This is a genomic window from Paraburkholderia caffeinilytica, from assembly GCF_051027425.1.
GTDB classification, from domain to species: Bacteria; Pseudomonadota; Gammaproteobacteria; order Burkholderiales; family Burkholderiaceae; genus Paraburkholderia; species Paraburkholderia caffeinilytica_A.
This window is the reverse complement of record NZ_CP186553.1, coordinates 290237-317122: the sequence shown is the minus strand read 5'-3', so window position 1 is coordinate 317122 and position 26886 is coordinate 290237. Positions and strand designations below refer to the sequence as shown.

Annotated in this window: 22 protein-coding genes and 2 pseudogenes; 12 read left to right on the top strand and 12 right to left on the bottom strand. The window is 59.7% G+C overall.

The genetic code is table 11. From position 1 onward, the window contains the following. Nucleotides 1–4 precede the first annotated feature (4 nt). From ACOSV0_RS22010 to ACOSV0_RS21995, 4 genes and pseudogenes are all read left to right on the top strand, one after another. A pseudogene (locus ACOSV0_RS22010) lies at nt 5–601 on the top strand (plasmid pRiA4b ORF-3 family protein). 19 nt (nt 602–620) lie between these two features. Next, nucleotides 621–824, top strand: a pseudogene (locus tag ACOSV0_RS22005) (IS110 family transposase); the annotation flags it as partial. 214 nt (nt 825–1038) lie between these two features. Beyond that, the gene (locus ACOSV0_RS22000) at nt 1039–1302 is read left to right on the top strand and encodes a hypothetical protein (protein ID WP_434113524.1); all 264 of its coding nucleotides are present in this window, start codon (nt 1039–1041) and stop codon (nt 1300–1302) included. Nucleotides 1303–1313: 11 nt separating this feature from the next. After that, a complete protein-coding gene (locus ACOSV0_RS21995) occupies nt 1314–1517 on the top strand; it encodes a hypothetical protein (RefSeq protein ID WP_434113523.1) in 204 nt (67 codons plus the stop codon). 412 nt (nt 1518–1929) lie between these two features. Here the strand turns inward: ACOSV0_RS21995 and ACOSV0_RS21990 are convergent, their stop codons facing one another. Further along, nucleotides 1930–2196: a hypothetical protein gene (locus tag ACOSV0_RS21990; protein WP_434113520.1), complete on the bottom strand. Its 267-nt coding sequence runs from the start codon at nt 2194–2196 to the stop codon at nt 1930–1932. Further along, a complete protein-coding gene (locus ACOSV0_RS21985) occupies nt 2177–3022 on the bottom strand; it encodes a hypothetical protein (protein WP_434113517.1) in 846 nt (281 codons plus the stop codon). Before ACOSV0_RS21985 ends, ACOSV0_RS21990 begins: the two co-directional genes overlap by 20 nt. 684 nt (nt 3023–3706) lie before the next feature. Here ACOSV0_RS21985 and ACOSV0_RS21980 point away from each other — a divergent pair. The 6 genes from ACOSV0_RS21980 to ACOSV0_RS21955 all read left to right on the top strand — a co-directional run bounded on the left by ACOSV0_RS21980 (nt 3707) and on the right by ACOSV0_RS21955 (nt 9740). Continuing rightward, complete coding sequence (locus ACOSV0_RS21980; protein ID WP_434113515.1) at nt 3707–4561, top strand: SGNH/GDSL hydrolase family protein; 855 nt, start codon at nt 3707–3709, stop codon at nt 4559–4561. Continuing rightward, the gene (locus tag ACOSV0_RS21975) at nt 4558–4773 is read left to right on the top strand and encodes a hypothetical protein (protein WP_434113512.1); all 216 of its coding nucleotides are present in this window, start codon (nt 4558–4560) and stop codon (nt 4771–4773) included. Before ACOSV0_RS21980 ends, ACOSV0_RS21975 begins: the two co-directional genes overlap by 4 nt. Before the next feature lie 127 nt (nt 4774–4900). Then, nucleotides 4901–5425: a Csu type fimbrial protein gene (locus ACOSV0_RS21970; RefSeq protein ID WP_434110166.1), complete on the top strand. Its 525-nt coding sequence runs from the start codon at nt 4901–4903 to the stop codon at nt 5423–5425. A 68-nt stretch (nt 5426–5493) separates the two neighbouring features. Then, complete coding sequence (locus tag ACOSV0_RS21965) at nt 5494–6198, top strand: fimbrial biogenesis chaperone (RefSeq protein WP_434116057.1); 705 nt, start codon at nt 5494–5496, stop codon at nt 6196–6198. 120 nt (nt 6199–6318) lie between these two features. Next, nucleotides 6319–8787 carry a fimbria/pilus outer membrane usher protein gene (locus ACOSV0_RS21960; protein WP_434113509.1) on the top strand — a complete coding sequence of 823 codons (2469 nt, stop codon included), beginning with the start codon at nt 6319–6321 and terminating at the stop codon, nt 8785–8787. After that, the gene (locus ACOSV0_RS21955) at nt 8784–9740 is read left to right on the top strand and encodes a Csu type fimbrial protein (RefSeq protein WP_434113505.1); all 957 of its coding nucleotides are present in this window, start codon (nt 8784–8786) and stop codon (nt 9738–9740) included. The genes ACOSV0_RS21960 and ACOSV0_RS21955 overlap by 4 nt, the downstream gene beginning before the upstream one ends. A 60-nt stretch (nt 9741–9800) precedes the next feature. On the opposite strand, the gene ACOSV0_RS21950 is transcribed toward ACOSV0_RS21955, so the two are convergent. The 5 genes from ACOSV0_RS21950 to ACOSV0_RS21930 all read right to left on the bottom strand — a co-directional run bounded on the left by ACOSV0_RS21950 (nt 9801) and on the right by ACOSV0_RS21930 (nt 17425). Continuing rightward, a complete protein-coding gene (locus ACOSV0_RS21950; protein WP_434109112.1) occupies nt 9801–10118 on the bottom strand; it encodes a hypothetical protein in 318 nt (105 codons plus the stop codon). A gap of 203 nt (nt 10119–10321) precedes the next feature. Further along, nucleotides 10322–10585: a PAAR domain-containing protein gene (locus ACOSV0_RS21945; RefSeq protein WP_434113502.1), complete on the bottom strand. Its 264-nt coding sequence runs from the start codon at nt 10583–10585 to the stop codon at nt 10322–10324. 49 nt (nt 10586–10634) lie between these two features. After that, nucleotides 10635–12215: a type VI lipase adapter Tla3 domain-containing protein gene (locus ACOSV0_RS21940; RefSeq protein WP_434113500.1), complete on the bottom strand. Its 1581-nt coding sequence runs from the start codon at nt 12213–12215 to the stop codon at nt 10635–10637. A gap of 113 nt (nt 12216–12328) precedes the next feature. Then, a complete protein-coding gene (locus ACOSV0_RS21935) occupies nt 12329–14539 on the bottom strand; it encodes a T6SS effector phospholipase Tle3 domain-containing protein (protein ID WP_434113498.1) in 2211 nt (736 codons plus the stop codon). A 54-nt stretch (nt 14540–14593) separates the two neighbouring features. Then, nucleotides 14594–17425, bottom strand: a complete 2832-nt coding sequence (locus tag ACOSV0_RS21930; RefSeq protein ID WP_434116055.1) for a type VI secretion system Vgr family protein — start codon at nt 17423–17425, stop codon at nt 14594–14596. A gap of 1497 nt (nt 17426–18922) precedes the next feature. Between ACOSV0_RS21930 and ACOSV0_RS21925 the strand changes: the two genes are divergently transcribed. Further along, nucleotides 18923–19180, top strand: coding sequence for a helix-turn-helix domain-containing protein (locus ACOSV0_RS21925; RefSeq protein WP_434113495.1), 258 nt, complete (start codon nt 18923–18925; stop codon nt 19178–19180). Between the two features lie 183 nt (nt 19181–19363). On the opposite strand, the gene ACOSV0_RS21920 is transcribed toward ACOSV0_RS21925, so the two are convergent. From ACOSV0_RS21920 to ACOSV0_RS21905, 4 genes are all read right to left on the bottom strand, one after another. Beyond that, nucleotides 19364–19567: a hypothetical protein gene (locus ACOSV0_RS21920; RefSeq protein ID WP_434113493.1), complete on the bottom strand. Its 204-nt coding sequence runs from the start codon at nt 19565–19567 to the stop codon at nt 19364–19366. A 63-nt stretch (nt 19568–19630) separates the two neighbouring features. Continuing rightward, nucleotides 19631–20008 carry a transposase gene (locus ACOSV0_RS21915; RefSeq protein WP_434113491.1) on the bottom strand — a complete coding sequence of 126 codons (378 nt, stop codon included), beginning with the start codon at nt 20006–20008 and terminating at the stop codon, nt 19631–19633. Nucleotides 20009–20651: 643 nt separating this feature from the next. After that, complete coding sequence (ahpC, locus tag ACOSV0_RS21910; RefSeq protein WP_434113488.1) at nt 20652–21215, bottom strand: alkyl hydroperoxide reductase subunit C; 564 nt, start codon at nt 21213–21215, stop codon at nt 20652–20654. Nucleotides 21216–22457: 1242 nt separating this feature from the next. Then, on the bottom strand, nt 22458–23921 hold the full coding sequence (locus ACOSV0_RS21905) for a mechanosensitive ion channel (protein ID WP_434113486.1): 1464 nt from the start codon (nt 23919–23921) through the stop codon (nt 22458–22460). A gap of 330 nt (nt 23922–24251) precedes the next feature. Between ACOSV0_RS21905 and ACOSV0_RS21900 the strand changes: the two genes are divergently transcribed. Next, on the top strand, nt 24252–25448 hold the full coding sequence (locus tag ACOSV0_RS21900; protein WP_434113485.1) for an ISAs1 family transposase: 1197 nt from the start codon (nt 24252–24254) through the stop codon (nt 25446–25448). Between the two features lie 358 nt (nt 25449–25806). Here the strand turns inward: ACOSV0_RS21900 and ACOSV0_RS21895 are convergent, their stop codons facing one another. Continuing rightward, nucleotides 25807–26772 (bottom strand): terpene synthase family protein, encoded by a 966-nt coding sequence (locus tag ACOSV0_RS21895; RefSeq protein WP_434113483.1) that lies wholly within the window; start codon nt 26770–26772, stop codon nt 25807–25809. Between the last annotated feature and the right edge of the window lie 114 nt (nt 26773–26886).

Sequence of the window (26886 nt, the reverse complement as noted above, 5' to 3'; positions counted from 1 at the left end):
TCCGATGGTCCAACCCCGCAAACCTGCCGTGCACCTGGTCAAGGCGCTAGTGCCCGATTACGTACTGCGCGTTGAACTGAAGTACATCAAGCCGGTGATCTGGCGACGAATCATCGTTCCCGGCTCGGTCAGGCTGGGCAAGCTGCATGTTGTGCTGCAACTGGCCATGGGCTGGGACGGCGGGCACCTGCACGAGTTCGTCTTCGGCGAAAGCAACTATGGTGAACCGGATGACTTCGGATTCCAGAGCGATCCGCCGATGCTCAATGAGGCAAGGGTGACGCTGGCGAAGGCGCTGGGCGGGCTGAAGTCATTCACCTACATCTACGACTACGGTGACAACTGACAGCATCGGATCAAGGTCGAGAAGGCTCTGGTGCCTGATCCAGACATGCGCCGGCCGCTGTGCCTGGACGGGCGGAATGCGTGTCCACCGGAAGACGTCGGTGGAGTGCCTGGATATGCCGACTTCCTCGAAGCGATCACCGATCCGACGCACGAGAAGCACGACCACTTCCTCGAGTGGTGTGGTGGCAGCTTCGATCCCGAAGCCTTCGATCTCGTGCTCGCGAATCAGTTGCTCTCAGAGGTCAAGTTCTGATAGTCAAGACGGCCCCGGATTGACGCTTACACTCATTAACGGTGCGCACAGTGTTCTGACGCACGCGAAAGATCCCGGCCCTTGGGTCGGGCAGATGAAGAAGCGACGACCGACGAACGTGATTGTTGTTGCGTTGGCCAACAAGATGGCAAGAACGATCTGGGCCGTGTTGGCCCATGATCGGCAGTATCAAAAAGGCTACGTGAGCGTGAAGCTGGCTTGAGCGGTCAGCGCCGTATAGTTGATGAATAACCGTTTTAACACGGGGTGAACGTCGAAAGGCTGCGCAGCAATCGAGTGTGATGACAAGCCAGGTAGGACCGGGGCCCGCGGCGGCTGTACCGTCTGCATCAAGGCCGGATATAGAGCTGCAGCCCATCCTGTCTATCAGAACACGCGAAAACTGTTGCAAACGGGACGCGTTCATATAAAACGGTATGAAAATTGAACTGATGGATTCGAGCAAAAAGCTCGCAGAACAACCTCAGCAGGAATGGTTCGGCGACAGCGCTCCTGGCTTATACACGGCGTTGTTTGCCGGCAATGACATGTCTTTACAGCATGAGCGCGACGGTCACTTTCACCTTTACTACCCTGGTTACGCCGCGCACGACTTCGCGAGCGCAGAGGCTGCGAAGAAAGCGGCGCCGGAGTTTGCTCGACGAGTGCTGGCGCGACCGAGCGACATGATTGCGGACTGATCGGAAAACAGATGATTGTTGAACAGACCACGGAACTGGCTGAGACGATGTGCTTGGCACGGCAGGTGTCGCTCATTGTGTTCGCGCTGATGATTGTGGGGACAGCAATGCTTGCCTTCAGCGAGAACGTTCACTTGCGGCTGATTGGGGCACTGGGTGTGGGAATTGGCATTGGTGTGCTGGCCGCTTCGAAACTGGCGTTGTGGAAAGCGTAGGGCCAGGAAAAGCCATGTCACCTGCACTCGCAGATTTCCCGGCAACGATGCTTCAACATGCCGCGCGGAACAAGCGCATGTCCGGAAACAGATTGCGACCTGGCTGCGGTGGTCGAGCTGCGGTTGCGCCTCGAAGTTGAAAAAGCACGCGCCAGCGTCATCGTGTCGGCCGAGCCTGCCCAGCGTGAACAACACGGACTGACGGCGCGTACGTTGTAGCAGGGACACGGCATCTGCCTGCAGGTGTCGTGCCTGGCATGCCCTGATTGCGCAAGGTGTATCGAATTGTTTCCCGCAGCGCCAGCGCTGCGGGATCCTCCGTATTCCTAATATAGATACAACAAATTACGAAAGAGCGAATAATGTCTCCGTCCGGTTTCGTGCACCGTCGAGGAACCGGGCACGATCCAGCTCACACGACGTCGGAGACCTGATCGAAGCGCAGCAGACGGCCGCTCGGCTGCTGCGTGAACGGGCTCATGCAGATGTACCCGGCGCTTTGAACATAGGTGTCCTCGGTCACCATGTATCGCGGCCGGCGCACGTCTTCGTCTTCAATACCTCGACCGTGTTGGCGAAAGTGGAAAGTGTTGACGCGCGAACGGTGCATGACCTTCGGGGTTTCGTGTTTCTGGCGCAAGTCCGACAAGGTGTCTTTACTACCAAGTAGTAGGCACATCCTCCTCATCCTCCTCCTCATACTCGATCCAATCACCTTGCCATACAAAAGCATGCTGACGAATCAGGGCAGCGGGATCTCCGCCGCTCACCATATGGGCTCCTGTTTTCGTCGTTCCATTGATGGTTCGCGTCATAAGCACCGAACAATCCGGATTGATCGTATAGGTACCGGAAATGGCTGCTGTCGTGGATCCACTGGGGCTGGATTTCTTTTCTGTACCGGAAAGAGCGCCGTTGTTAAAAACCTCGGACACAACACCCGAGACCGGATTGCCGACGTTGTCGTGGCCTCGCTCGATTCCGTTGGTTACAATACCATTCAGCGAAAATCCACTGCCGCATGCGTTGGTCCCTGCTGGATCGACGGTACGCACCATCTGCAGGGATTCGTCATGGCCGGAGTCAGCATCCAGTACCTCCCCACTGTGAGCAAGTCCATTCGCGTCTACATCGTTCACTTCAAGAGTGAACATGAAAACCTGGCCGTTCAGTGTCAGGCTGAGCGTTCCATTATTGCAATCGCTAACAGAATAGGTACCTGCACTCTTGTTGACGATACCAGTATCCTGCACGCCAGAGTTGGTCGCCTGAAACAATCGCGCTGAAGTAATGTTGCCGTTACCATCAGCTACGATATAGCCGGTCGACGACACGGTCGAATGAGCTAGGCAGATACCACCAAGTATGCAAACGTTATACATATCACCCTGGCCGGACAGGACGTATTTTCCGTTCAGGCTCGCATTACCGCACGTCTGAGCCCAGGCAGGGCCGATAAATGAGGAAAGAAATATCGCAAGAACGATAGAAAACATCCGTTTCATTGAAACCTCCATTTTTACGATAAAACTTCATAGCCATTTAGAAAAATGACGCAGGCAGGGGTAGCCTCAGGATTCGTTTTTTGCGCACGTTAGCGGGCCGCCGAGCCTTACCGTGTAAGGCTCGGACTAACGCCGGTCTCGGCAATCTGGATGCCAGTTGACGCAACGCCGTTGATTCAATTAATTGTGCGGTTAGCTACGTTTTCGTCCGTTTCCTGACGGCACCCCTATACGCTGGAACCGTCTCCAGCATATGTCGCGGCCTCGGTCGAAGCCAGGAAAACAATTCGTCGCCACAATTATGATTGTGTTCAGCGAGACGGTCGATACTGCGTGTTGCCTTTCGCCGTAAAGGGGCCGGGTGTTTTCGGCATAATGGCGCCAGCGAAAGGCGTTTGATCCGGAGATCAGGAATCCTTGTTTTTACCTCCTTTCGCAAGTGCTGATTTTGGCCAGATAGTGTATGTCGAGCGTGACTGGTGACACTTTCCGGCGTTTGAAACGCATTCTGAATATCTGTCTCCAGATTGTCATTTGATTTATCCGGTAGTTATCCTAACATGATATTTCATCCCTGAACCCGGTCTGTTTGTCTCCTGGATAGAGAGGATGTGGCATTGCTCCTGCAGCATCGTTGATGTTGACCCGGCTTGAATTTTCCGCGAAAAGCGCCAGGAGAAATTCATGTCATACACACGCCTGCTTCGATGGGTCGTCGCTGCGATCCTTTGTCCGATCCTGTCTCCTGCCTGGAGCGCTCAACCGTACTATCTCGCGCTGGGTGATTCGCTCGCAAAAGGTGAGCAATGGAGTCCAACTGGCGAAGTCTATTATCAAGGGTATGCGGAGGACCTGGCGCCGGCGATCAACATGCGACTCGAGAATCTCGGCTGTGGCGGGGAGACGAGTGCCACCATGGTCAACGGAGGCCTGTGTACCTACGCCGGTTATCCTTCCCAACTGGCGGCGGCAGAAGCTTTCGTTCGCCAGAACGCGGGCAATATCGGCCTTGTCACGATCGACATTGGCGCCGACGATTACAGTAGCTGTTTGCAGATCAATCTCGACTTTGCCACCTGCCTGGTCGGCAAGACGACACAGGTCGTTGCTGATCTGCAGACGATCCTGAGCGGCTTGCGGGCAGCGGGCGGCAGCGCCTTGCACATTGTCGCAGTCAATTACTACGATCCCTATCTTGCATACTGGCTGCAAGGTGCAACGGGGCAGCTGGAGGCTAGCGCCACGCTCACCGCAATCACGGCATTCAACGTCGCGGAGGCCGCCCAGTACGCGCTCAACGGCGTGTTCGTTGCCGATGTCGCGACCGCCTTCCAGTCCCTGAACGTGGTTCCAACGTCATATGCTGACCGGCAGGTTCCGACCAATGTCGCGGTTATCTGTCGCGACACATGGATGTGCACTCACGGGAACATCCATGCGAATACCACCGGTTACCAGCTCATTGCCTCAACTATCCGTGGACTGCTCAAGGGTATTGGGTGGGCGGATTCGACATCACCGGAATCCGCAACATCATGAACGGATCTGCTGAAGATCGTGCCCGGGACAGGTCGCGTCAGGCAGCGCGGTCGGATCCAGATAGTGCCAGATTATCTGACGCAGAGCGGGCTGAAATTATTCAGCAACTTGTTCAGTTAATGCGCGATTATGGTCTTACAGTTAAAGATCTTGCGGAAGACAACGGCCAGCACGCGCAACGCAAGCGTCAGTATCAGAATCCCGTGCGCTGATACGGGTGCCCGGCCTATCAGGCAGCCCGCCCACATGACTGAAGGTGATTCACTATCTGGCCGATATAATTTCAAACTGCCTACGCAATTGAAAAATCCGCGTCCCGTCGGTTTGCGAGGTCTCATGATGAAACGAAAACTGCTGTCGTCCAGCCTCATCGTCGCCTTGACGTTCGGCTTGCCTCTACAGCTCGCGAGCGCTGCCACCTACTCGAACGGCACCGCGACCACCACGTTCACCGTCACGCTTACGCTAAACGCCAACTGCTCGATCAGCGCGAACCCGCTGAACTTCGGCAGCAACGGCGTGCTGGCCACCGCGATCAACCAGCAGAGCACGCTCGCCGTGACCTGCACCAACACCACGCCGTACAACGTCGGCCTTGACGCCGGCACGGTCACCGGCTCCACCGTGACGAGCCGCCTGATGGCCGGCACGGCCACCGGCAATACCGCCACCACCGTCGGGTTCCAGCTGTACCAGGATGCCGGCCACACGACCCTGTGGGGCAACACGCAGGGCACCAATACGGCCAGCGGCACCGGTACCGGCTCGGCGCAATCGATCGTCGTGTACGGCCAGGTGCCGGCGCAGACTACCCCGAAACCTGATACCTATCAGACCACCGTCACCGCCACGGTCTACTTTTGAGACGGTCTGCAAGACTACGGTCCGCAACCACGCGCGTCGCGAGCGTCATTGGCGCGCCTCACCGGCTACTGACAGCCGCCGCATTCGCATGGTGTCTGACGGCACCGCTCGCGCAAGCCGCGACGCTGCAGATTTCGCCGGTGATGGTCGATATGCCCGCTGACGCCAATGCGACCGGCATCACGCTGAAGAACCCCGGCGAGAAACCGCTGTTCGTCCAGGTGCGCGTGTTCCGCTGGGATCAGGCAAACGGCGAAGACACGCTCACGCCCACGCAGGACCTGGTAGCAAGCCCGCCGCTGATCCAGATCGCCGCGCATGCCGATCAACTCGTGCGGCTGGTTCGAACGATTACGCAGCCGTCGACCGCCGAGCAGGGCTATCGCGTGCTGATCGACGAGTTGCCCGAGCCCGATGCAGCGCCCACTAGCGGCGTGACAATCCGTCTGCGCTACTCGGTGCCGGTGTTCGTCGAGCCGCCCGCCGACATCGGCCTGCCGAAGCTGTCCTGGCACCTGTCGCGCGGCCCGCAAAGCTGGCTGCTGCGCGTCGGCAACGCGGGCAAAAAGCGCGCGCAGATCGCCGCCGTGGAATTGATCGACCAGGCAGGCAACACCTATGTGGTCAACAAAGGGCTGCTTGGCTACGCGCTGGCCGGACGCGAACGGCAGTGGCCGGTGACGTTGCCGGACAACGCCACCCGGAACGGTCCGCTGAAGGTGCGCGCCGCGATCAATTCACTGCCGGCCGAAGCGACGGTCAATGGCGAGTGAGCGCACGAGGGAACACGGGCCAACACACGTGCTGACGCCAGGCAATCGATGAGAACGACACGACGGCGAAAACGTCATGGATGGAGACTGCAGGTCTTTGCCCTCGCGGCGACGCTGGCCATGCTGAGCGCGACTCAGGCCGGCGCACAGGCGCCGCTGCGATTCGCCGATACGGGCGTCGATGTGCGCGCGCCCGCCGATGCGCCCATCGACAGGAGTGTCAGCCCAGGCGTCAGCATGGGCGCGGACTCGAACACGGATTCGAACACGAGCACCGGTTCGAGCGCCGCGCCGGAGTCCAGCCAGCGCGCAGCGGCGAAGCCCACGCCGGACAACGCCGCAGGCCGTGATCTATATCTGGAAGTCATGCTCAACGGTCAGCGCACTTCGCTGATCACGCACTTTCGCGAAGTCGGCGGGCGGCTCAGCGCCACGGGAAAGGACCTGAGCGAAGTCGGCATCGCTACCGACAAGCTCGGCGCCGCCGACACCGCTTCGATCGAACTCGACCAGATCCCAGGCCTGCATTACCAATACGACGCTTCGCATCAAACCATCGACCTGCAGGTGCCCGACGCGATCCGCAAGCCGTACACCTTCGATACACGTGAGCTGACGCGAACGCCGAATGCCGCCGCGTCGCGCGGTTTTCTGATCAACTACGACGCGTTCGCGCAAACCGACACCAACGCGCAGTTCGCATTGTGGAGCGAGGAGCGCTACTTCGACCCGGCCGGCGTGCTGAGCAATACCGGCATCGCGTATCTATACCGCGACCTGCATCGCTATGTGCGCTACGACACCTCGTGGAGCACCTCGAATCCGGCCACGCTCAGTACCACGCAGTTCGGCGACACCATTTCGTCTTCGCTCGACTGGAGCCGCTCGATCCGCATCGGCGGCTTCCAGTGGCGCAGCAACTTCGCTTTGCGGCCCGACCTCGTGACGTTCCCCGTGCAGGCATTCGCGGGCTCCGCGGTCGTGCCTTCGGCGGTGGATCTCTATATCAACAACGTGCGTCAATTCAGCGGCAACGTGCCGAGCGGGCCGTTCATCGTCAACAACGTGCCGGGCATCACCGGCGCGGGCGAAGCGACCGTGATCACGCATGACGCGCTCGGCCGCACCATCTCGACTACGCTGCCGCTCTACGTCGATACGCGCATGCTGGCGGCGGGTCTGTCGAGCTATTCGTTCGAAGTGGGTTTTCTGCGCCGCGCGTATGGCATCGATTCGTTTTCCTACGATCCGCGCCCAGCGGTCAGCGCCACCGCGCGGCGCGGCATGAGCGACACGCTTACGCTCGAAGGACACGCGGAAGCCACCGGCGGCCTCGTCAATGCGGGTGCCGGCGCGCTGGTACGCATGGGCATGGCGGGCGTGATCAACGGCTCATTGTCCGCGAGCGCGGGCAAGCTGAACGGCACCCAGGTCGGCCTCGGCTATCAGTTGATCGAACCGCACTTCTCGATCGATGCGCAAACGCTGCGCGCCTACGGCAACTACGGCGACCTCGCCGCGCGCGACGGCACGCCGGTGCCCACGGCCACCGACCGCGTGACGCTCGCGCTGCCCCTCTTCAGCCGCCAGACCGTGTCGCTCAGCTACATCGGTTATCGGTTTCCCGGCATTCCGGCCTCGCGGATCGGTTCGCTGTCGTACACGCTGAACTTCGGCAATCTGGCCTCGCTCACGCTCAGCACGTACAACGACTTTCTGCAGCACAACTCGCGCGGGGTGTTTCTGACCGCGAGCTTCGGCCTCGGCAACAACACCGCGATCAACGCGAGTGTCGGCCGTCAGAACGGCCAGTCCACCTACAACCTCAATGCGCAGCGGCCACCTGATTATTCCGGTGGTTGGGGCTGGGGCGTGCAGGCGGGCGGCTCGGGCGCGGTGCCGTACCGCCAGGCGCAGGCGCAGTATCTCGGCAACTACGGCGAGGTGACGGCGCTCGCGCAGGACATCGACCGGCACGCGAACGCCTCGCTCGACGTGACCGGCGCGATCGTGCTGATGGACCACAGCATCCAGCCGGCGCGGCGTATCGACGACGGCTTCGCGCTGGTGTCCACCGACGGCGTCGCGGGCGTGCCGGTACTGCACGAAAATCGCGTGATCGGCACGACCGACCGCAATGGCCATTTGCTGATACCCGATCTGAACGCATATCAGCACAACCAGGTCGCGATCGACAGCATGAATCTGCCCGCCGACGCACGTATCGCCACGACCTCGATGGACCTCGTGCCGGAGTCGCGCGCGGGCGTCCTCGCAAACTTCCGCGTGTCGCGTTACAGCGCCGCCTCGGTGATTCTGCGCGGCGCCGACGGCAAGCTGCTGCCGCCAGGCACGCGCGTGCATCACGTCGAAAGCGGAAGCGATACGATCGTCGGCTATGACGGTCTGACCTTCGTCGAGAATCTGCAGCGCGACAACCATCTCGAGATCGACAACGGCGACGCGCATTGCAGCGTCGAATTCACCTACCAGCGACCCGCCGACGGCTCGCTGCCGACGCTCGGACCGTTGACCTGCGGCGGCAATGCGGCGGTCCCCGCGTCGCCGGCAACAGGAGCGGCGCGATGAAGCGGCTCCTTCTGCTCATGACGCTATGCGCGCTGCTCGGCGTGTTGCCGCAGCGTGCAAGTGCGCAAACCTGTTCGGCGAGTCCGTCGGCGCTGAGTTTCGGCAACGTCAGTCCGATCGGCATGAGTGCGGTGGCCGCAACCGGCACTGTCGGCATTTCGTGCACATGGCCCGCGATTACGCTGACGCCGAGCGTCCAGGTGTGCCTGAACATGGGCGGCACGACGCCGCGCTATCTGGCGATCGGCGCCAACCAGTTGCAGTACAACCTGTATCAGGACGCTGCGCATTCGCTCGCGTGGGGTTCGACCGCGCTCGGCACAACGCCGATTTCGGTGGTTCTCAACAAGCCATTGACCGGCAATACCGCGACGACATCGGTCAATTTCTACGGCCAGATCACGGCCAGCCAGCCGACCGTGCCGACTTCCGGCAACGCCAACACCGTGTATTCGCAGACCTTGAGCCAGACTTCGCTCACCTACGGGTTTTTTCTGCTGGTCACGCCCGGCTGCGCCGCACTGACGACAAGCGCCGGCAGCTTCGGCTTCACGGCCAGCGCGACAGTGGTGAACAACTGCCTGATCAGCGCGACGAACATGGCGTTCACGTCGACTGGCGTGCTGAGTTCGGCATTGAACGCGACTGGCGCGATCACGGCCCGTTGCACGAACGGCGACGCGTACGAGATCGCGCTCAGCAGCGGCGTGAGCGGCAATGTCGCGGCACGCCAGATGCAGCGCTCGGGCGGCGGTGGCGCGGTGAACTATCAGCTTTATACGGACGCCGCCCACACGAGCGCATGGGGTGACGGAACGGCGGGTACGACGATGGCCACCGGCACGGGCAGCGGCAATGCGGTGTCGATCACGGTATATGGCCGGGTGCCTGCGCAAACGACGCCGATGCCCGGCAGCTACAGCGATACGATTACCGCGACGATCAGTTTTTGATCTTTGGGCCGGAAAATCGACAGCCGGCAGCCGCAGTGCCGCGCGGATAAACGGCGATTTCTAGAAGTTGACGGTCCAGACCGTTTGCTGGGCGTCGTGGGTGGCGACGAATTCCACCGGCTGTGCCTGAGCCCGGCCTGCGTCGCCCGGCACGGTGGGATCGAATGCGGCTTGGGAAACCTGGAACGGCGCCCCGTGCAGACAGGCAACCGCCGGTTGATTGGCAACGGTAATCGCCGCGTCCACCGACTGGATCACGCAGGTTTCCTGCACAGTCAGGCTTACCGGAATCGAGGCCAGCCCCGCCGGCAATGCTTCTGAGGCTGGCGTTGCCAGCAGGATCGCCACTAGCGTGGCGGCTACGTTGCGCGACATCATGATGGCTCGGAATCGGCTCGCGGCACGAGTATGGATTCCGGTCTTTTCGGCATTTCATGCAGGAAACTTTAGGCTCGGTTCGCCATCTTCGCGGGTGGCGTATGGGTGAAGGATTTCGCCGTCCGGTGCAAGTCGACGTAGCGATCGATTCCATTGACGCAGGAAGAACAACGCAGGTCTCGTCTCGTTCTGGCAGCACGGGATCACTTGATGCACGAAGTAAGCATCGTCGAGATCAGCGTCGCGCCACATGAGGTCCGGTGGCCGTTGAGCGCGACGGCGCGTCCCTCGGTGTGCAGGTACGGGTGCCCCTCGACGATCACGCAGTCCTCGTGTCCCGGCATCGGACACGTGCAGCGATCGCCCACGCGCGCGACGCCGCGATCCATGACCTTTGACAGTTCGCTGCCCGTGACCACTACGCCACCGTGACTTGTTTTATCGCCCACGCGGATAACGCCTTGCATTGTGTTGCTCCATTCCGAACAGAATAAAAAACGATCCCCAGCACAGCGCCTAGTTCCGTCTGCCTTTCGCCAGCAGGGTAAAGGGGTCCTTCCAGTGCACCGACTGTGCGGCCAGCGTCGCGGCATCGGGCGGACTCACCATCATGATGCTCGCGATGCCGTTCGGGCTGCGGCTTACCGTTGCACTGGCCCCGCCGTCGAAGTAGCTGCCAATCAGACCCAGCCCGAGCTGGACCATCTGCGAACTGACACCGGTATTGCCGATCCGGTAGCCGATGTCGTAGCCTTCCCGGACATCGCTCAGATCCAGACCGGCTGCATTGCTCATCAGCGCCTGGCTGAGCGGGATGACCCATTCGCGATCGCCCGTGGTGTCGTAGAAGATCCGTTGGGGTTTTTCTCCTTCGGGCAGTGTCGCCAAGGCCTGCCCCCAGCCCGTCTTTAGTGCTGCGGCCTGCGCGGTGGTTTTGAGCAGGTGGCCATCCGCGCCCGTCAGCTTCACTTCGACCGGACGGTGCAGGTAGCCCAGCAACAGCGCACTGTCAAACCTGTCAACCTGCCAGGTCGTCCAGCGCACGGGGATGTACGGCGACGGCGTGAAGTGTCCGGGGCCCTTGTTGTTGATCGTCTTCCAGAACCCCGGGAGCTGCTTTTGCCACCAGTTTGAGGACATCGTTCCCGGCGACATCGGATGGTCATAGCCCATGTCCTTGACCTGGTTCTTGTAGAAGGCATCGAAGCCGTCTGGCCCCTGACCATCATTTTTTTCCCAGTAGAAGTCCCACAGTTTCGAGACATCGTATTGCGTGGTATCCATGTTGACCGCATCAGTCTGTTCAACGACGAATGGCCGGATCAACCGGTCGACGCGGTCGGTACGCGTCACCAGCATGGCCATCATGCTGTCGGGCATGGCCGGGACGAACTGGCCACCGGGCAACAGACCTGATCCCGGTGCTCTCATCATGTCCCGGGTCATCGATCCGTCGATGCTGAACACGATCGCCGCCGGCGCATCCGGATGCGTGTCGAAAAAATCAAACAGTCTCTTCACCATGGCCGGGCCATCATCGGTGTTGGCGTCCGCTTCCCACAGGAACAGCGTCACACCCAGACTCGCCTGCTGTCTTGCATCGGAGATGAACGCTGCGGCCCTGAAGCTGTTCAACGTGTCCTTCGGTGGCTGCCACACGATCACCGGAATCGGCCAGTACTCCACAGCAAACCGCGCCGCACCCTTCATGGCGAGACCGGTCGTGACTGTTGTGTAGGTGAGGCGGATGTCTGCGCTGTTGGGATAATCCGCCGGATTCTGCGACAGGTACGATGCGTGGGTGTCGGCCTTCTTCTGGATGGCCTCCCAGATTTCGCTGCTGAACAGATCGCCCACACATACGCCGAGGCCGCGGACTTCCAGGACGTACTTCTCGCCGGTCTGGGCCAGCATCGCCTGCACTTCGGCGCTGGATTTCGTCTGCACCGTGCCCGCCGGCATGGCCCACGGAGTACCCGCCTCGCTGTGCGAAGCGCGATGCATCCAGGCAGTGCTTGCACTCCATACGACGAGCGCAGCGCCGGCCAGCATCAGCAACCCTGCGATGAGTCGACTGCCCATGTTTGCAGTGTTCACGCCTGGGACCTGTGAGTTGGAATGGGCTCCGATCATGACATACGCGACCCATGCGAGTGCAGCTATCGCGAACACGATGACATACGGCCTGACGCGTGGTCTGCTCCTCATCATCACCGGAGCCCTCCGAGATCGACCTTTGACGTCAACGGAACCGGTGGCGGATTATCCCGTTGCGCGTAGGTCTCGCTGGTCACCAGCGGCGGCATGGTTTTTAACGGAACAACGGACTCGTCAGGAAAGATGCCTTTCTGATAGTACGTGGCTGTTGCCTCAATGAGGTTTTTTGTCCTCTCGTTCAATCGTCCGTAGTTCGGATTGGCTTGAAGTGGCGTCATCGCCGCTGTCGTGAGCCGCCAGTCCGCCATACGAATGAGCAGATCGCGCCAGTCGGGATCATCGAGACTGACGGCCTGCCCAATGGCCACATCCATCGCGGTGACCCATCGATGATTCTCCGGGCTGTTGAGAATCGCCGAGTGGTAGCTGTTGTCGTCATAAGCGTGCGGATCGGTCTTCATCCGCTCACGTGCCTCGTCCGGCGTTTCTTCCCGCTCCACTGTAAAACCCGGAATACCCAGGCGGGGCACGATCCGCCAGTTCTGCGACTGGCGGTCGACGGGTCTGTTCGCGTTGAATGCGTTCCTGTACCCGCCAAGGTCCAGCGGCGGCAACAGCGTGTGTTCCACCGTCTTCCAGACCAGTTGCGCATCCTGGTTGCCCAGCGCCACATCCATCGACACATCATCCGGTGCAAATTTGCCGGCCTGATCGGCATGTCCGGGCCGGGGGGCGCCGCGCACCACCTCGCCACCGTACAGGTCGGGCTCGTGCTGCGGCTTCAGTGCCTCACCGTTGATCAGGCGCATTTCATGGCGTTCATGCGGCGCCTGCAGGAATGTCCCTACCACGCCAGCGACGCCCGTATCCGGCCCGGGCAACAGCCGTTCAAGGGGCTCGCGAACCGGAACGTGCGCCTCCGGCATTCCGACCGGCACCTTTTTGCGCTTCCCGTCGCCGTGATCACGCTCCATAAGTGTCCACATGCGCTGGAAGAAGCGTTTGTCCTTCAGCTCGTTCATTGCCTGGAGCTTATTGCGGGACTTCGGCGTTTCGATCTCGTCGGGGATGCCGAAGGTGCCAATACCGCGGATATCCCTCATTCCGGTGGCGGTGTCCTCCGGACAGAAATACAGGTAGACCTTGCCGCGGTTGTCGCGTTCGTCGAAGCTGATCCAGGTTTTGCCATCCTTGTCGCGGCGTTTGCCGTGCTCCGGCGTCCAGTCGTGCCCCGCACGGCCTCGCTGCCACTCATGTGACACCGTCAGGTGATCGAGCAGCGGGATGGGGTAAGGTGATTGCGTGACTTCGTGGACGATGTCCATCAGGGTCTTCAGCCGGGCCCGCGCAGTCTGCTTGCTGCCATGGGTTTCCTGCACGCTGTACGGGCTGTCCACCATGATCAGGCAGTCGGCGCACCGCTCGCCGCGCTGGGCCAGGATCGCCTGGGCCAGCAGCGCAATGAGGGTTCCCTGGCTGTGCCCCATGATCGTGATGGTTTCATGTTCGGGAATGATGCATGCCTGCTTCGCGGCATCAGACGCCTCGATCGTGCGGATGGTGCTGATCAGTGCTGCGAGGCGCTCGGCGGCCAGCACGAAATAGCGCCGCTGCGGCCCATCGGCGATGTATGTATAGTTTCCGGTCGCCCCGGTGTAGGTGAGGGCTTCTCCCACTGCCGGCGCCCTGAATCCCGCGCCGTACATGTCTGGAATGTTGTTGGTCGCATTGCCGAAGAAACCCCCGGCCTTCGCAAAATGCGCGTCAAGCCGGTTGCCCTGGCGGTCCTGATACTGGCCCCGCGTCATCAGGTTGCCGTCCTGATCGGCCGTGCGGCTCCTGACTTCGCCCGGCGCGTTGACCTTGGCGATCTCGTTGCTGGCCGCCCTGTAACCCCAGTAGAACGGCAGGAACACGCTGCGCGTCGTGCTGGCAACTTCACTGCGCATATAAAGATAGGTGTCGGGATCATTGAGAATATCGTCCTGGACGCCTTTGAGGCCTTTTTTTGCCTTCTCCGCGCGATATGCCTGGCCATACTCACCCGGCGTCAGATCAACCCGCGAGAGCCGCTCGTTGAGCCCCTGGCAGAGGCCTTTCTCGACGTTTTCATAGGCGGCGCCGGGATCGTTGACACCGTGAATGTAGATCACGACGCCGGGCAGATCGGCGGGGATCTCCACCTGGCGGTCACCAGGCCGGTTGGGAATCGTGAGCGCCTGCGCCGAGGCGATGATGTGATGAGTCTGGCGGGTATTGGTCATGGGAGATCGGGGATGAGGGTCGTCATGGCCCGCAATGGCACACCAAGGCAGCGCTCACAGTCTGTGTTTCAGGATGTCGACGCTGACGATGCGCATCACGTCATCCTTCGACAGGTCGGTCAGTCCGTGCGCGTCGGCCATCCCTTCGACCACGCGCCCATCATCCAGTGTGATCCGGTACGACCGGCTGACCGCAGGCACCGGACCTTTTTCTGTATCGTTGGGGTAGTGCAACCGGAAACGCTGATCGGTAGGCGCATTGGCAAACCCCGGCCGGTCGACGTGGTCGGTCGACGGACCACTCCAGAGATGCGAGGCCGCAAGGATCTTCGCGTCGCCGTTCGTACCCAGCGTGATGCCGTTGCCGATCAGGAGGTAGCTGCCATCTTCGGCCACCAGGCGCACCTTTTTGCCGGAGATCACCACTTCGTCTTCGTTGGCGAGGATGTGCACCGCCTTCTGTGCAGTGACGCTCAGCGTGTCGTGCTGCGCCTGCAGCGTGAAGGGGCCTTCGCCGGCGGTCGCCCGGATGCCGACACCGCGCGAGAAGAACTGCATGCCCTGGCCCGCTGTTGCATCCAGCCGCTGGCCGCTCATGAGTTGCAGGTGATGCTGGGCGACCTGATCGATGTTGCCGCCGGCGTAGATCAGGTGCGTTTTCGGGGTGAGGATGAGCGAGCCTGCTGCGGCGCCGAATGCCATGATCCCGTGCGTAGCGTCATGTGTATTGCCCTGGGTGTCTGCCGGCGCGGCGGTGCCGGACGTGTTGTCCGCTTCCAGGTTCTTCAGCAGCGCAGCCAGCTGGTTCTGCGCGGTCACGTCGCCCGCACGGCCACCGTGCAGGCCAACATAGTCACCGAGTGCCCTGAAGAGCTCCGTGCATTCGCCGAGCAGCTGGCCCAGTTCCTGGCGATCGAGCTGGTGACCCGCCGCTTTGTTGCGGGCGAAGGTCGTGAGCATCATGCCGATCGCTGCGCGCATCACCGCGACACCGTCGGTGCGCAGTTCGGCCCCTTCGCCGCGCTTTTCTCCGTGTCCATCCGCGCGCGGATGCGTCAGAAAACCCAGGTTCAACTCGCTCGCCGCATGGTCGCTCGCGAGTTGCGCGCTGATCTCGCCCGGCGAGTCGTCAAAGCGCAACTGGTTGGCGCGCCGGCCTTTGACTTCCTTTGTCTTCCTGCCTGACAGGTACCGGTTGCCGGGCAGCCCGCCGGTATGACTGAAGGTCGCGGGCCTGTTCGGTCCGTTGTGCAGCACGCCCGAAACGAACATTCGGTCCGGATCGCCACCGACGAAATCCAGCATGACCTCCATCCCGACGCGGGGCAACACATCGTCGCCGTAGCCCGGCCCCGCCCAGGCACTGCTCACGCGCACGAATGTGCTGTCGGCGTCGGTGCCGCGTGTGCCCGCGCCCTGGGCATGCGCATGGTCGTCCGGGTCCAGCCCCTGAAGCTGGACCTTGATGCGACCATATTCATCGCAATACACCTCTTCGTCTTTCGGCCCGACCACGATGGCCGTGAGCGGGTGGACCCGCGGCAGATCGACTCTCGGGTCATAGGCCGGCTTGAGCGGCACGTCGCGCTTTACGCACGTGAAGGTGTTTTCGTAACGGGATTCAATGATGTCATCAGTCGCCGCACTTCCAGGCTGATCCTGCCGGAACCGCGCACCGGACGCCCAGCGGCTCGCCGCGAACAGCGCCTGCGCGTGTTCGTTGAGCGCCTTCGGCAGACTGTTCTCGCCGGTATGGTGCAGGCGAGTCACGACGAACTGCCGGTCCTGCGGCGGCTGGCTGTCGAGCTCAGGGTGATCGCTCAATCCGAACCAGTGGCCGACCGCGAGATCGCGTACGCTGCCGGCGCCGTCAATACGCGCGGCCCGCATCTCGTGAGCAAGAATGCGGGCACGGCCAAGACGATGATAGTCGGCCCACGAATCGCCCGCGTGGGGTACATCAATCACGGCATCGCGCAGAAGGCGGCCCAGATCGTTGCCGGCTTCGCCCTGGTCGATCAAAGTGGTCTCGTCGGCCTGCGCCATCTGGCCGGACTTGTAGTCCCAGCTCACACGCCGCACCTGGCCCGGCACGAGTTCACGCGACGCCGACCAAAGCGTGACCGAATCACGCTCTTCAGTGGCGGCGTCCCGGTGATAGCGCACGGTCCCCGTCGTCGACTCCCGCAGTTTCATCGCATCGTCGAACAGCACCAACGTGTGAACCGGCAAGCTGTTCCTGCGATTGTCCATGGCCTGTGTTCGCGCGCCGGCCGCGACAAACCACGCAATGCCGTCGCGCCGGCACAACCGCCGGATGAAGTCCGCATCGGACTCCTGGAACTGGACCGTCTGCTCGCGTGCGGGGTACCGGGCACGATCCAGACCCGACAGGTCGAAATCAAAGGCTCGCCCGAGTGTCGGGCTCTTCTGCTGCCATTCCCGCAACAGGGTTTCCAGAATGTCGGGCAGGCTCTTCTGCCGGAAAATCCGCGTACTGGTCCGGCGCTCCAGCACCGACAGGGCGTCGCGGATGGTCAGCTGGTACGTTGCCAACGAGCCATCCGATTCGCCCGCGCGTGCATGCGTAACGATTCCGCAGATCGAATGCAGCCCCCCCCGGTCGGTGACCAGTTGCACGCCAACGGGCAGGCCGATGAAGGTCGTGAGCGGAAGCCCCGCGCACGAGGACAGACACGTGATGTGGCCTTCGATCCCCGTGCACAGGCCTTCGCTGATGTCGAGCCGTTGCGGGATCAGCACCCGTTCGAGCGAGCGGTGGGGGCTGTGGGTATGGCCAGTCTCGCCCCAGTTCAGGCGAAAAGGCCGGTTGGCCTCACTCAGCGCCAGTGAAGCAAACGCGCCCGGCAGGTCGTTAGGATTCAAGTTATCGGTTCTCTCTGCGGCACAACGAATACTCCCGCTACCAAGACCATTGGGCAGTGGTGTGCTATTTGAGCGCAGCCCGACCGGCAGGGAAATGGGATTCGTCTGAAATAGCCCGCGGACTGATTTCGCGCAAGGCGATTGCAGCACCGATCGCGCCTCGCATACTGCGCTGATTCGATGCGCACAAAAAAAACTCATCCACCCGTCAGGATGAATGAGGCCAAAGTCGTGTCTACGCAAGGGTGCGCGTAGCGCCCTCCGCTGCGTGTCGTGTCAGCCAGATCCCAGCACACACCGTTTCCCATGTCCCAACAGATGGTCGAGGGCCTACGCTGGCCGCAAGCATAGGTCGTCGCACGAACGCAGGCAACGGACATCGTGATTGCGCCTGTCGCAGATTAAGATAGTGGCCTGATACAGAGGTGGCCTCACTCGTTCGGACAGTCTTCTGATATTTTCAAGTGGAACGTCTGGGGCTGTCATGCTGCCAACTTCATTGCAGGCAGCATTGCGAAGTATGCAGGTATTAAGTACAAAAAATGGCCGCATCAGCTTGTGACTGATGCGACCCGGATGTCATCGCGAAGGGATAATCATGAGACAGGTGTGAAGCGTACGTCGCACGTAGGCTTTCCAACCATGACCCTGCATTGCGCAAGACTGGACGACGACGCTTCACATTGGGCAATCTATTCGTGACTACGCGAAACCGCAACCGGAGCAATCACAGGACTTGATGCACATCAACTGATCCGGCGATTGCGACACACGAAGCATTCGTGGAGACGAGTACCGGCGGGTGATCCGGTGCGATGACTAACCGGATCTGAACGAGCGGATCGATGCACTATTTGAGGAAATCCAAGATGCGGCCGACACTGGTTGGAGTACGATAGTTGCCGGAAGTGATGCGAGCAAAATGTCTGATTTTCTGTAACTGGCAGGCGACCCCGCTTCGCGATCAGCTGCCAATGCTCCCGCCTGCCGACCAACGTCGTGTCGCCTTCGATCCGGTGCCGCTGTCGACCCCATTCAAGCGTTATTAGCGCGAGGATAATCAGCAGGCGCTGGCCATGTGCGCGAAGATATCACCTGTCATCCATTTTCCCGGGCACGGCGCAATAAGATGGGGCGAACGAACTGAGTGAAGATCGGGGCAGGCGAAGCTCAACGCGGCAAAGCCATGTGATCGTGGTCGCGCTGCGCTAACGTCCAAGTAGATACCTTTACCCGATAATGAACTGACCCCGCAAAGTTGGACACTTCTGCAGGGAGTCTTGTGGGCAAGTATTCGGAAGGGACAAAGCTCGCGGTCGTCAAGGATTATTGACCGGGAACGGCGAGGCTCAAAGTCGTTGCTCGCCGCCATGATGTGGATGTTACGTCGCTACGCAAATGGGTGGCGGGTTATCGTTCGCATGGTGTGCTACAGGTGTCAGGAAAAAAGCGCGGACCACCTACTGCTTAAAATTCAAGCTGTAGGTGTTGCGACGCATGCGTAACGAGGGCCTTTCCTATCGGCAGGCCGCCGCGCTGTTTGATATTCGCAACGTCAATATCGTCGCTAGGTGGGAGCCCAACTACGATCAGGGCGGACTGGAAGCATTGTCTCCGCTCGCTTCCTTACGCCGCAAGAAGATGACAAAGCACCAGACCACAGAATCTCCGAAATCATCAAAGGGCGCCGCTAGTCGCACTCGCGACGAATTGATAAAGGAACTGGACAACCCCGCATGGAGAATGCCTATCTAAAGAAGCTCAATGCCTTTGTTCAAACGAGCGCGCAGCACTTTCTATTATCAACAGAAGGCGCTGCATGTGGCCGACAAGTATGCTGCCCTCAAGACTCGAATCAAGACAATCGGCAATGTCCCACTGACAGTTGAAGGTTGGGACGGCGGGTGCAACATAGATTAGGTAACCTTCCGATTATAGTCAATGTTCGATTTCGAGGGCGGATGCTTCAAGGCTGCCGCGTGTATCCAGAGCTCGCTCACGCCAAAGCTTTTCCGGAAGTGCTTCTCTCAATCCTGCTGCTGCCCAGCGCACTGCCATGTTGGCATCACGATAGCGCTTCACACGCCCCGTGCCATTCGGGTTCTCGATGAGGTTAATCGTCGACAGGCCCACCTCGTTCACCGTGAACGTCGCCTCCAGCCCTTCGAGCAGCGCGGCCGAGGCATCCGAGTGGCCGGACTGGAGTCACGCCGCGTGAGTCCTGAGCTTGGTCATTCCGTCCTTAGCCGACAGCTTGTAAGCCGCTTTCATGACCGCCGCGGTTTGCGAGATGCATTCTTTCTGCTGGCGATCGAGGACGTCTCGCAACTTGTGCGCGCGACAGCGCTGCACGCGGGCACGCTCGCTGACAAGCTCCTCTATCGCAGAACGCAGCGCCTTGAGCCGTCGATCACGAACAAGTACTCCAAGTCCGTGGACAAGCCGCGATCGAGCAACCCGCGCAACAGATCCGACTACCGAGGCGTTCTCGCTCGAGCCGCTCACGAGCCCCATCAAATGTTTCTTGCCAGCATTGTCCACGCCGATGGCGGCGACAATGATGCCATCTAGGTAGAGGGCCAAGAAGTCGTACTCGTCGAAGCGCCTGCCCATCAGTTCGGTGAATGCAGTCTTGCTGGCCTAGATGAACTCGCACGAGACGCTGCTCTTGGAGATGCCGACCGTGCCAACCATCTCGGGCGGCATCTTGGCATATTTGCGCGTCGACACGCCCGTGACCATGATGTCGTGCCCGCTCGGCGAGCCGCGGATCTTGGCTCAACTGCTTGTAGGTGGGTTGGCACTTCACCGCCGCTTCGACGCTGCAGGCGTGGCCGCTCGATGCTCAATTTGCGCTCGTCCATCACGATCTGGCCGCGCTGTGAGCCGTGCCAATGAATCTCGCCATCCTTGCAGCCCGGGCGCTTGCCACCGGCAACAAGGTGAACGACGGCTTCTTGGTGCCATTGCCGTCAGTGCGCAAGTGATCTTGCCCGACAGCCCGGCGATGGTTTGTAGCAGTTCTTCGGGCTCGCGAGAACTCGCTTGCGCATCCAGCGACCACGATTGCGAGCGACCGGGACGCGCTCCAACGCAGGTCTGTGATTACACCTTGAGACTGTCGTCCAACATGATGATCCTGATACTTGAGAGGAGACGGGCCACTATTTCGACTCCGACCGAAGGAATCGGCCGGCTCGCCAACAACTACAGCTTCAGTTGGCGCCTAGATCTTGCCGACCAGTTCGAGCGACGGGGTCAGCGTCTTCGCGCCTTCCTTCCACTTGGCCGGGCAGACCTGCCCTGGGTTATTGGCGACAAATTGCGCGGCCTTCAGCTTGCGCAGTGTTTCCGACACGTCACGGGCGATCGCGTTGTCATGGACTTCCAGCGTCTTGATTACGCCTTGCGGATTGACGATGAAGGTGCCGCGCAACGCCAGGCCTTCTTCTGGGATATACACGTCGAAAGCATTAGTCAGTTGGTGGGTCGGGTCACCGACCAGCGGGAATTTCGCCTTGCCGACCGCTTCCGACATTTCGTGCCATATCTTGTGCGAGAAGTGCGAGTCCGTCGTAACAACGTAGACTTCTGCGCCCGCCTTCTGGAACTCGGCGTAGTTTTCGGCCGCATCCTCGACTTCAGTCGGACAGTTGAAGGTGAACGCTGCCGGCATAAAAATCACGACCGACCATTTTCCCAGAAGCGACTGCTCCGTTACCTCAACGAACGTGCCGTTGTGGAATGCCTGTGCTTTGAACGGTTGGACTTGGGTGTTGATAAGCGACATAACGTTTCCTATAAGCTTAGGGTAGTTGCGAAAAGATGCCATTGTGTAAGCAGGTGCAATACCGCATTATATCTTTCAAATGCGCAGTTGATAAATCCGATGCATTTTAATGCGCCTCATAGCCAGAATTTATTAAGCAGGAGACCACTGGCGGCGGAGCGAATGCCAGACTGCGGCACGCAATACCACGCCGCATACGTACTAGGGAAATTTCTTCAGATTTGCGTTTATCAATAGGCCTTTTCCTAATCGCGTATTCCTCGGCATCTGAATTTGACAATTTTCAATTAAAAGGCAAATCACATATCAAGAAGGAGGCCCAAGCTTCAAGGCGGGGCGGCCGTTTCGTACCGGTGCGCGACGGCCGAAGAAGGAGAGGCGCACGGATTGATCAATTCAAGACTATTCTGATAGCCCCAATGAGCCTGAATCACCTACTCATTATTATTAGCGCTGCTTACCCGGGTGCCTCCAGCAGACATACTGTCTTTACTGTTAGTCAGTATATCGCGACTTCGCGTTACAAGCCCGCGCATGTGATAGCTCGGAGTTTTTATGAAAACTCGTCGTGACTTTGCTATCTTTCAGCGTCATTTTTTTCCCGCCGTTGCCAAGGTGGAGGATAACTATCCGGCATCTGACAGAAAGCGCAACGAGACGTATATCCCTCAAAACTGCGAGAGGGCAAGCGCTCTCTAATCCCACACCGTCGGCAACGAATTGCTGCAGCGCCAATATGTCACCGGTGAGCACAAGACCAGAATCCGGCCTTGCAGATCACGGCACTCAGGAAAGCCGGATGCAGGAATACCTGTGACGACGATCAGTGAGCGTCGAGCCCTTAGTATTGCGAGCGGGAGACACCTCGGTCGTCTGGAAACTAGGTCGCTTGGGGCCCCCAAGGTGGTGGTTGATTGGGGAATGAACTGGAACACACAGGGCGAATTTCGAGAGTCTGACTGAGGCCTTTCATCAAGACCGGTCCTGCACCGATCGCGCGGCGCAACCGGATCGGTTTGCGCTGCCGCAAGTTCCATCGGCCACATCGGTGGACACAAAACGCCGCAAGATCACATGCACGAACGAGGAAACTACTATCCAGTGATTTGGTGCCGCGCCAAAGCCCTAACCGAATGCCATTATTCGGCTCACCCCACATTAACGATCGTGCGCCCTCGCGAAGTAGCGACGGGCACATTCTGCCTGCCACGCAGCGGCAAACCAATTTGTGCATCGGCTAGGTCAATTGTCCTTGCCGCGTTGAATAACCCATCGATCGAGCAGCTTTCCCGCCGCTTCGCGCCCACCGAGGCCAAACGACAATGCGACAGCAACAGCGATCGCACCGAGGACGAGGCCGAACGCGAGCTGCACGATTTCGTTGGCGATGCCCATCGCGCGCAGGCTCATCGCGAACACAAGACCCAGAATCGCGAACTGCGCGATACGGGACAGCAGACCGCTGCAATCGTGATCCACCTGATGTATCACCCTGCGCGCGAGACGCGCGAGCCACAAGCCGATTACGAGAATGACACTGCCCATCAGGATGCGCGCACCGAACTCAATAAACAGCGTGACGACGTCGCGCACCTGCGTGAAGCCGAGTCGATTCGCGGCCTCGACGGTGGCAAACAGCATTGCGAAGAAGACCATGAGTCGGTCCGCCAACACAGACGGCTGCAGCATGCCCGAGAACACCCGCTCGACGCCGAGCAAGACGGGGAGTCCGTCGACACCCGCCGCGACCAGCAGCTTCCGCACGAGTACCGCAATGAAACGTGCAACGTAGTACGTGATCAGCAAGATCACGACAGCCGCGACAATATTAGGCACGGCGCTCAGGAACTGGTTGAGCAGGTTGGTGGCTGGGCTTGAGATAGCATTGATCTTCAGCGCATCGAGCGCGGAGATCAGCGTGGGCACGAACACGAAGATGTAGACCACGGTGCCGACGAGGTTTGACAGCCTTACCGGCGTCGGACTGTCAATACTCTGGGTGAACCTGTCGGCGCCCGCCGCGACGAGCAGGTTGGTGACAAGCCCGCGCAGGATTTTCGCGAGCAGCCAGCCGACGAATCCGATCACGGCTGCAGCGAAGATGTTTGGCACGATCGCGAGGATCTTGTCGACCATCCCTTGCACGGGGGAAAGCAACCCGTTCAGATCCAACGCGGCGAGGATCGCCGGGATGAACATCAGGATCGCGAGCCAGAAGAGCACGTCGCCGAGATGCGCGCTCATCGGCCGCATCCCTGCCCTCTCGGCAAGCTTGTCATCGACCTTGCTAGCCTTGAGCGCCTTGTCGGCGAGGCCGCGCAGGAGCGACGCAATCAGCCATGAGATGAGCGTGAGCACACCACCGCCGATCAGGTTCGGCAAATAGTTGAGGATCTTCGCGACGAGCAGTGAGAACGGATTCGACACCGCGTACAGGTTCAGGACATTGAAAATCCCGACTGCGGTGACGAGCAGGATAAGCCAGAACAGGCCACCCGAGATGACGTTCTCGACCTGGGTACCCTGGCCCGTGCTTTCAGCGATGCGGCGGTCGACTTTCATCGCCGCGAGCAGCTTGCGCATGCAAGCCCGGACGACCACCGCGATCAACCAGCCGACGATCAGGATGCCAAGCGCGCCGGCGATCTTCGGCAGATAGACTCCCAAGGTATTTTGCAGCGACGTCAAGAAGCTGGATATGTCCATGTGTTCTCTCCAGAAGGCATGCTGCCCGCGACTGGTTACACCAGTAGGTGTGCACAGGAGGGCGTAACCCGTACGATAACCCACAGGAGCTTCCATTGAATCTAGGAACATTCCCATTGGCGTACGGATGTCCCCTCCCTATCCAGGGCCTTCGCATGAAGGGCCGTTAACAATCAATGGCTTACAAAACCGTGTGTAATTGAGGGTTTACTTCTGTCTTTTTGCGACAGAAGTGATGGAAGAAGAACAAGGTATCCTGAGTATATCGAGCAGGCGTTTGGTGATCTGCGAGACCCGCGTAGCCGAACGCCGGCGCACAATCTGTCGGAGATGCTGGTGGTGGCGTTATGCGCGATCCTCCCGGGGGCCGACAGTTGGCTCGGTATTCAGGTATGGGGCGAGACGAAACTCGACTGGCTGCGTCGCCATATCCCGCTGGTGCACGGCATTCCGTCTCACGACACCTTCGGGCGGGTCTTTGCCGCCCTGAACTCCCGGCAGTTCGAAGCCTGCTTCATCCGCTGGATGAGCACCCTGTGTCCGGCGCTGGCCGGGCAGATTGTCGCTATCGACGGCAAGACTGTACGCGGCTCGCATCAGCGCGGCGAACGTGCCATCCATCTGGTTTCGGCCTATGGCAGTGGCCTGGGTGCCGTGCTCGGCCAGGTGCGTACCGCCGACAGGTCCAACGGAATAACTGCGATACCTGAACTGCCTGACGCCCTGCTGCTCAGGGGCGCGATCGTGACGATCGACGCGATGGGTTGCCAGCGTAACATCGCCACACGGATTCCTGAGGCCGGCGCCCACTATGTGCTGGCCGTGAAGGGCAACCTGCCCACGCTGCTGGCACGCATGCGCACCGCGCTCGAGGCCGTTGACAGGTTCCATGACGGCTACCGGAAACTCGCCACCGTAAGCGAGCACTGCGAAGTCGAGAAAGGCCACGGGCGCATTGAGACGCGCCGCTGCCTTGCCACCGACATCCTGGCCGACCTGCAGTTTGAGCCCGAACCCTGGCCTGGGATGCGCTCGATTGTGATGATCGGGTCCACGCGTGAAATCGGCGACAACGCGGCAACCGGGCGCCGCTTCGTTGTGTCCAGCCTGCCGCCCAACGCGACACACATCGCACCCGCGGTACGTGCACACTGGGCCATCGGGAACAGCTCACACTGGGTGCTCGATATGACATTCGGCGAAGACCAGTGCCGGGCGCGAATCGACAACGCCTCGCAGAACTTTGCCATCCTGCGGCGTATAGCAATGAATCTGCTCAGGTGCGATACGCGGACAAAAAACAGCCTCAAACTACGTCGACTTAAAGCCGCCTCCTGTGATCGCTATCGCGCTCAGATCATTGGCTGGCAGGGCTCCTGGTGCTTTAACAATTCATGCGAAAGCCCTGAGCGGCACTGTAGATATCTACAGTCAATCGCATGCGGATGGCGGCCTGCAATCAGGCAAACAGTTGCGATTTCCCCCCTCTGTTCCGGATATTGCAGTCCCCGTCATGAGCTATTCTGAATGCCTCTCAGGTTCTGGCGGGTTGCCTCGGACTGTCGTCCAGAACATTCAGCCGGCGCGTCCGCAAGGACGCACCGGCGTTTCTTTTTTTAGGTACCGTTGCTCTGTGTCGGTTCGGGTAGACTGGTCAGCAAGTCCTCATAGCCCTTTTCCCGATCAACTACTCAGAAGCGAGCCTTCCCTGCCCAACGCTGACACACGCACAGTTAGTCTGATGTCGCACGATGGCGCATTTTATGTTCCCCAATCCATTCAAGGGCTCGCCATCTGGCGGGCCTTTTGGGGGTATTTCAACAGCCTGCTAACCAGTAAGCCTGATGTTAGGAGATTTGCGCCATCACTGACTGCGACACCGCCATTACAAGCTGGATCTGTCAATTACATCTGCACCGATATTCGAGCCTGCATATCTAGGACAGACGGTATGCCAGTAGCTAAATCCTTCTGCACAGTATTGCAAACTCTCGCCCCATGTCCGGATATCCCCGCTTGATAGCCTGACCATTCGCTCAAGGGACTGAACAGATTTGTTATGGATAACAATCAGCTTGATGCGTGCCTCGTGCACACCACATCCGTTGATTTGCGAGCATACATTGACGAGATTGATCCAGTTTGTATCCTTCGAGAAACTCACCAGTTCATTTGCAATCCCGACAATCCTGCAGGCGACGCGTACCATGCCTCTTATCGCTCTTGAGTCTGACAGCTTTGTGCCCGCAAAGGTTTCAAGGAGCTGGGCGGTTGGTATCATGCCGATCGTGATCATTCTCCTGTTCAGGTATTTTCCGAATCCGCCTGTAACCGCATTTCCGACGCTCCTGCGCTCCAGGTCCGCCGTCCTGACCCATATTCGCATGCTCTCCGCCAGCCGGTCGAAGAATTCCTGGGAGTCGTTCCTGTCGCGCAGATCCGAAACGATATTCCGCCATGCAAGCATGTAGCCGTTTTCCCTGAATGGGCCAGGAAGAACTGAACATGAAAATATCCTGTGAAGGGCTTTTCCGACCTCCTTCAGGTTTTCGTGCTTTTCAACCACAAAGTCATCCCAAAGAAGCCAGAGCGTAATGTATTTCGCGTACAGCAGGGTATCCTCATAGGCGCCATTGGGATATGAAAATCCAGCGTATTTTCCGACATCCATATTCTTTACACGATCAAGTTTCTCCCTGTCGTCGAGCAGCCCCCATTCATGCATCCATGCAATCACTTCGTTTTCCAACACTCCGGAATAAGGCGACTGTCTTACATGTATTAGAACCATGGGTGGCAGTTCCGGGTGGGGAAAACTGTCCGCACTGCCTGTGCTGGCCGGCTTTTCCATCGACCTCTCCTTCATCTTCAATCACATCCCGAAGGTCCCCGACACCATGACGGATCAGCCGGGCATATATTGACCAGGGCGTCCGACCCATGCGCCGCGAGAGCTTTCGGGCGT

Excerpts from the sequence above, each read along its gene's own strand:
- ACOSV0_RS21945 (WP_434113502.1), bottom strand. The coding sequence starts at position 10,585 with ATGCAAGGCGTTATCCGCGTGGGCGATAAAACAAGTCACGGTGGCGTA.
- ACOSV0_RS21990 (WP_434113520.1), bottom strand. The coding sequence starts at position 2,196 with ATGTGCCTACTACTTGGTAGTAAAGACACCTTGTCGGACTTGCGCCAG.
- ACOSV0_RS21950 (WP_434109112.1), bottom strand. The coding sequence starts at position 10,118 with ATGATGTCGCGCAACGTAGCCGCCACGCTAGTGGCGATCCTGCTGGCA.
- ACOSV0_RS21905 (WP_434113486.1), bottom strand. The coding sequence starts at position 23,921 with ATGGACATATCCAGCTTCTTGACGTCGCTGCAAAATACCTTGGGAGTC.
- ACOSV0_RS21970 (WP_434110166.1), top strand. The coding sequence starts at position 4,901 with ATGAAACGAAAACTGCTGTCGTCCAGCCTCATCGTCGCCTTGACGTTC.
- ACOSV0_RS21955 (WP_434113505.1), top strand. The coding sequence starts at position 8,784 with ATGAAGCGGCTCCTTCTGCTCATGACGCTATGCGCGCTGCTCGGCGTG.
- ACOSV0_RS21925 (WP_434113495.1), top strand. The coding sequence starts at position 18,923 with ATGCGTAACGAGGGCCTTTCCTATCGGCAGGCCGCCGCGCTGTTTGAT.
- ACOSV0_RS21995 (WP_434113523.1), top strand. The coding sequence starts at position 1,314 with ATGATTGTTGAACAGACCACGGAACTGGCTGAGACGATGTGCTTGGCA.
- ACOSV0_RS21895 (WP_434113483.1), bottom strand. The coding sequence starts at position 26,772 with ATGGAAAAGCCGGCCAGCACAGGCAGTGCGGACAGTTTTCCCCACCCG.
- ACOSV0_RS21975 (WP_434113512.1), top strand. The coding sequence starts at position 4,558 with ATGAACGGATCTGCTGAAGATCGTGCCCGGGACAGGTCGCGTCAGGCA.
- ACOSV0_RS21980 (WP_434113515.1), top strand. The coding sequence starts at position 3,707 with ATGTCATACACACGCCTGCTTCGATGGGTCGTCGCTGCGATCCTTTGT.
- ACOSV0_RS21960 (WP_434113509.1), top strand. The coding sequence starts at position 6,319 with ATGCTGAGCGCGACTCAGGCCGGCGCACAGGCGCCGCTGCGATTCGCC.
- ACOSV0_RS22000 (WP_434113524.1), top strand. The coding sequence starts at position 1,039 with ATGAAAATTGAACTGATGGATTCGAGCAAAAAGCTCGCAGAACAACCT.
- ahpC (WP_434113488.1), bottom strand. The coding sequence starts at position 21,215 with ATGTCGCTTATCAACACCCAAGTCCAACCGTTCAAAGCACAGGCATTC.
- ACOSV0_RS21985 (WP_434113517.1), bottom strand. The coding sequence starts at position 3,022 with ATGAAACGGATGTTTTCTATCGTTCTTGCGATATTTCTTTCCTCATTT.
- ACOSV0_RS21935 (WP_434113498.1), bottom strand. The coding sequence starts at position 14,539 with ATGACCAATACCCGCCAGACTCATCACATCATCGCCTCGGCGCAGGCG.
- ACOSV0_RS21900 (WP_434113485.1), top strand. The coding sequence starts at position 24,252 with ATGCTGGTGGTGGCGTTATGCGCGATCCTCCCGGGGGCCGACAGTTGG.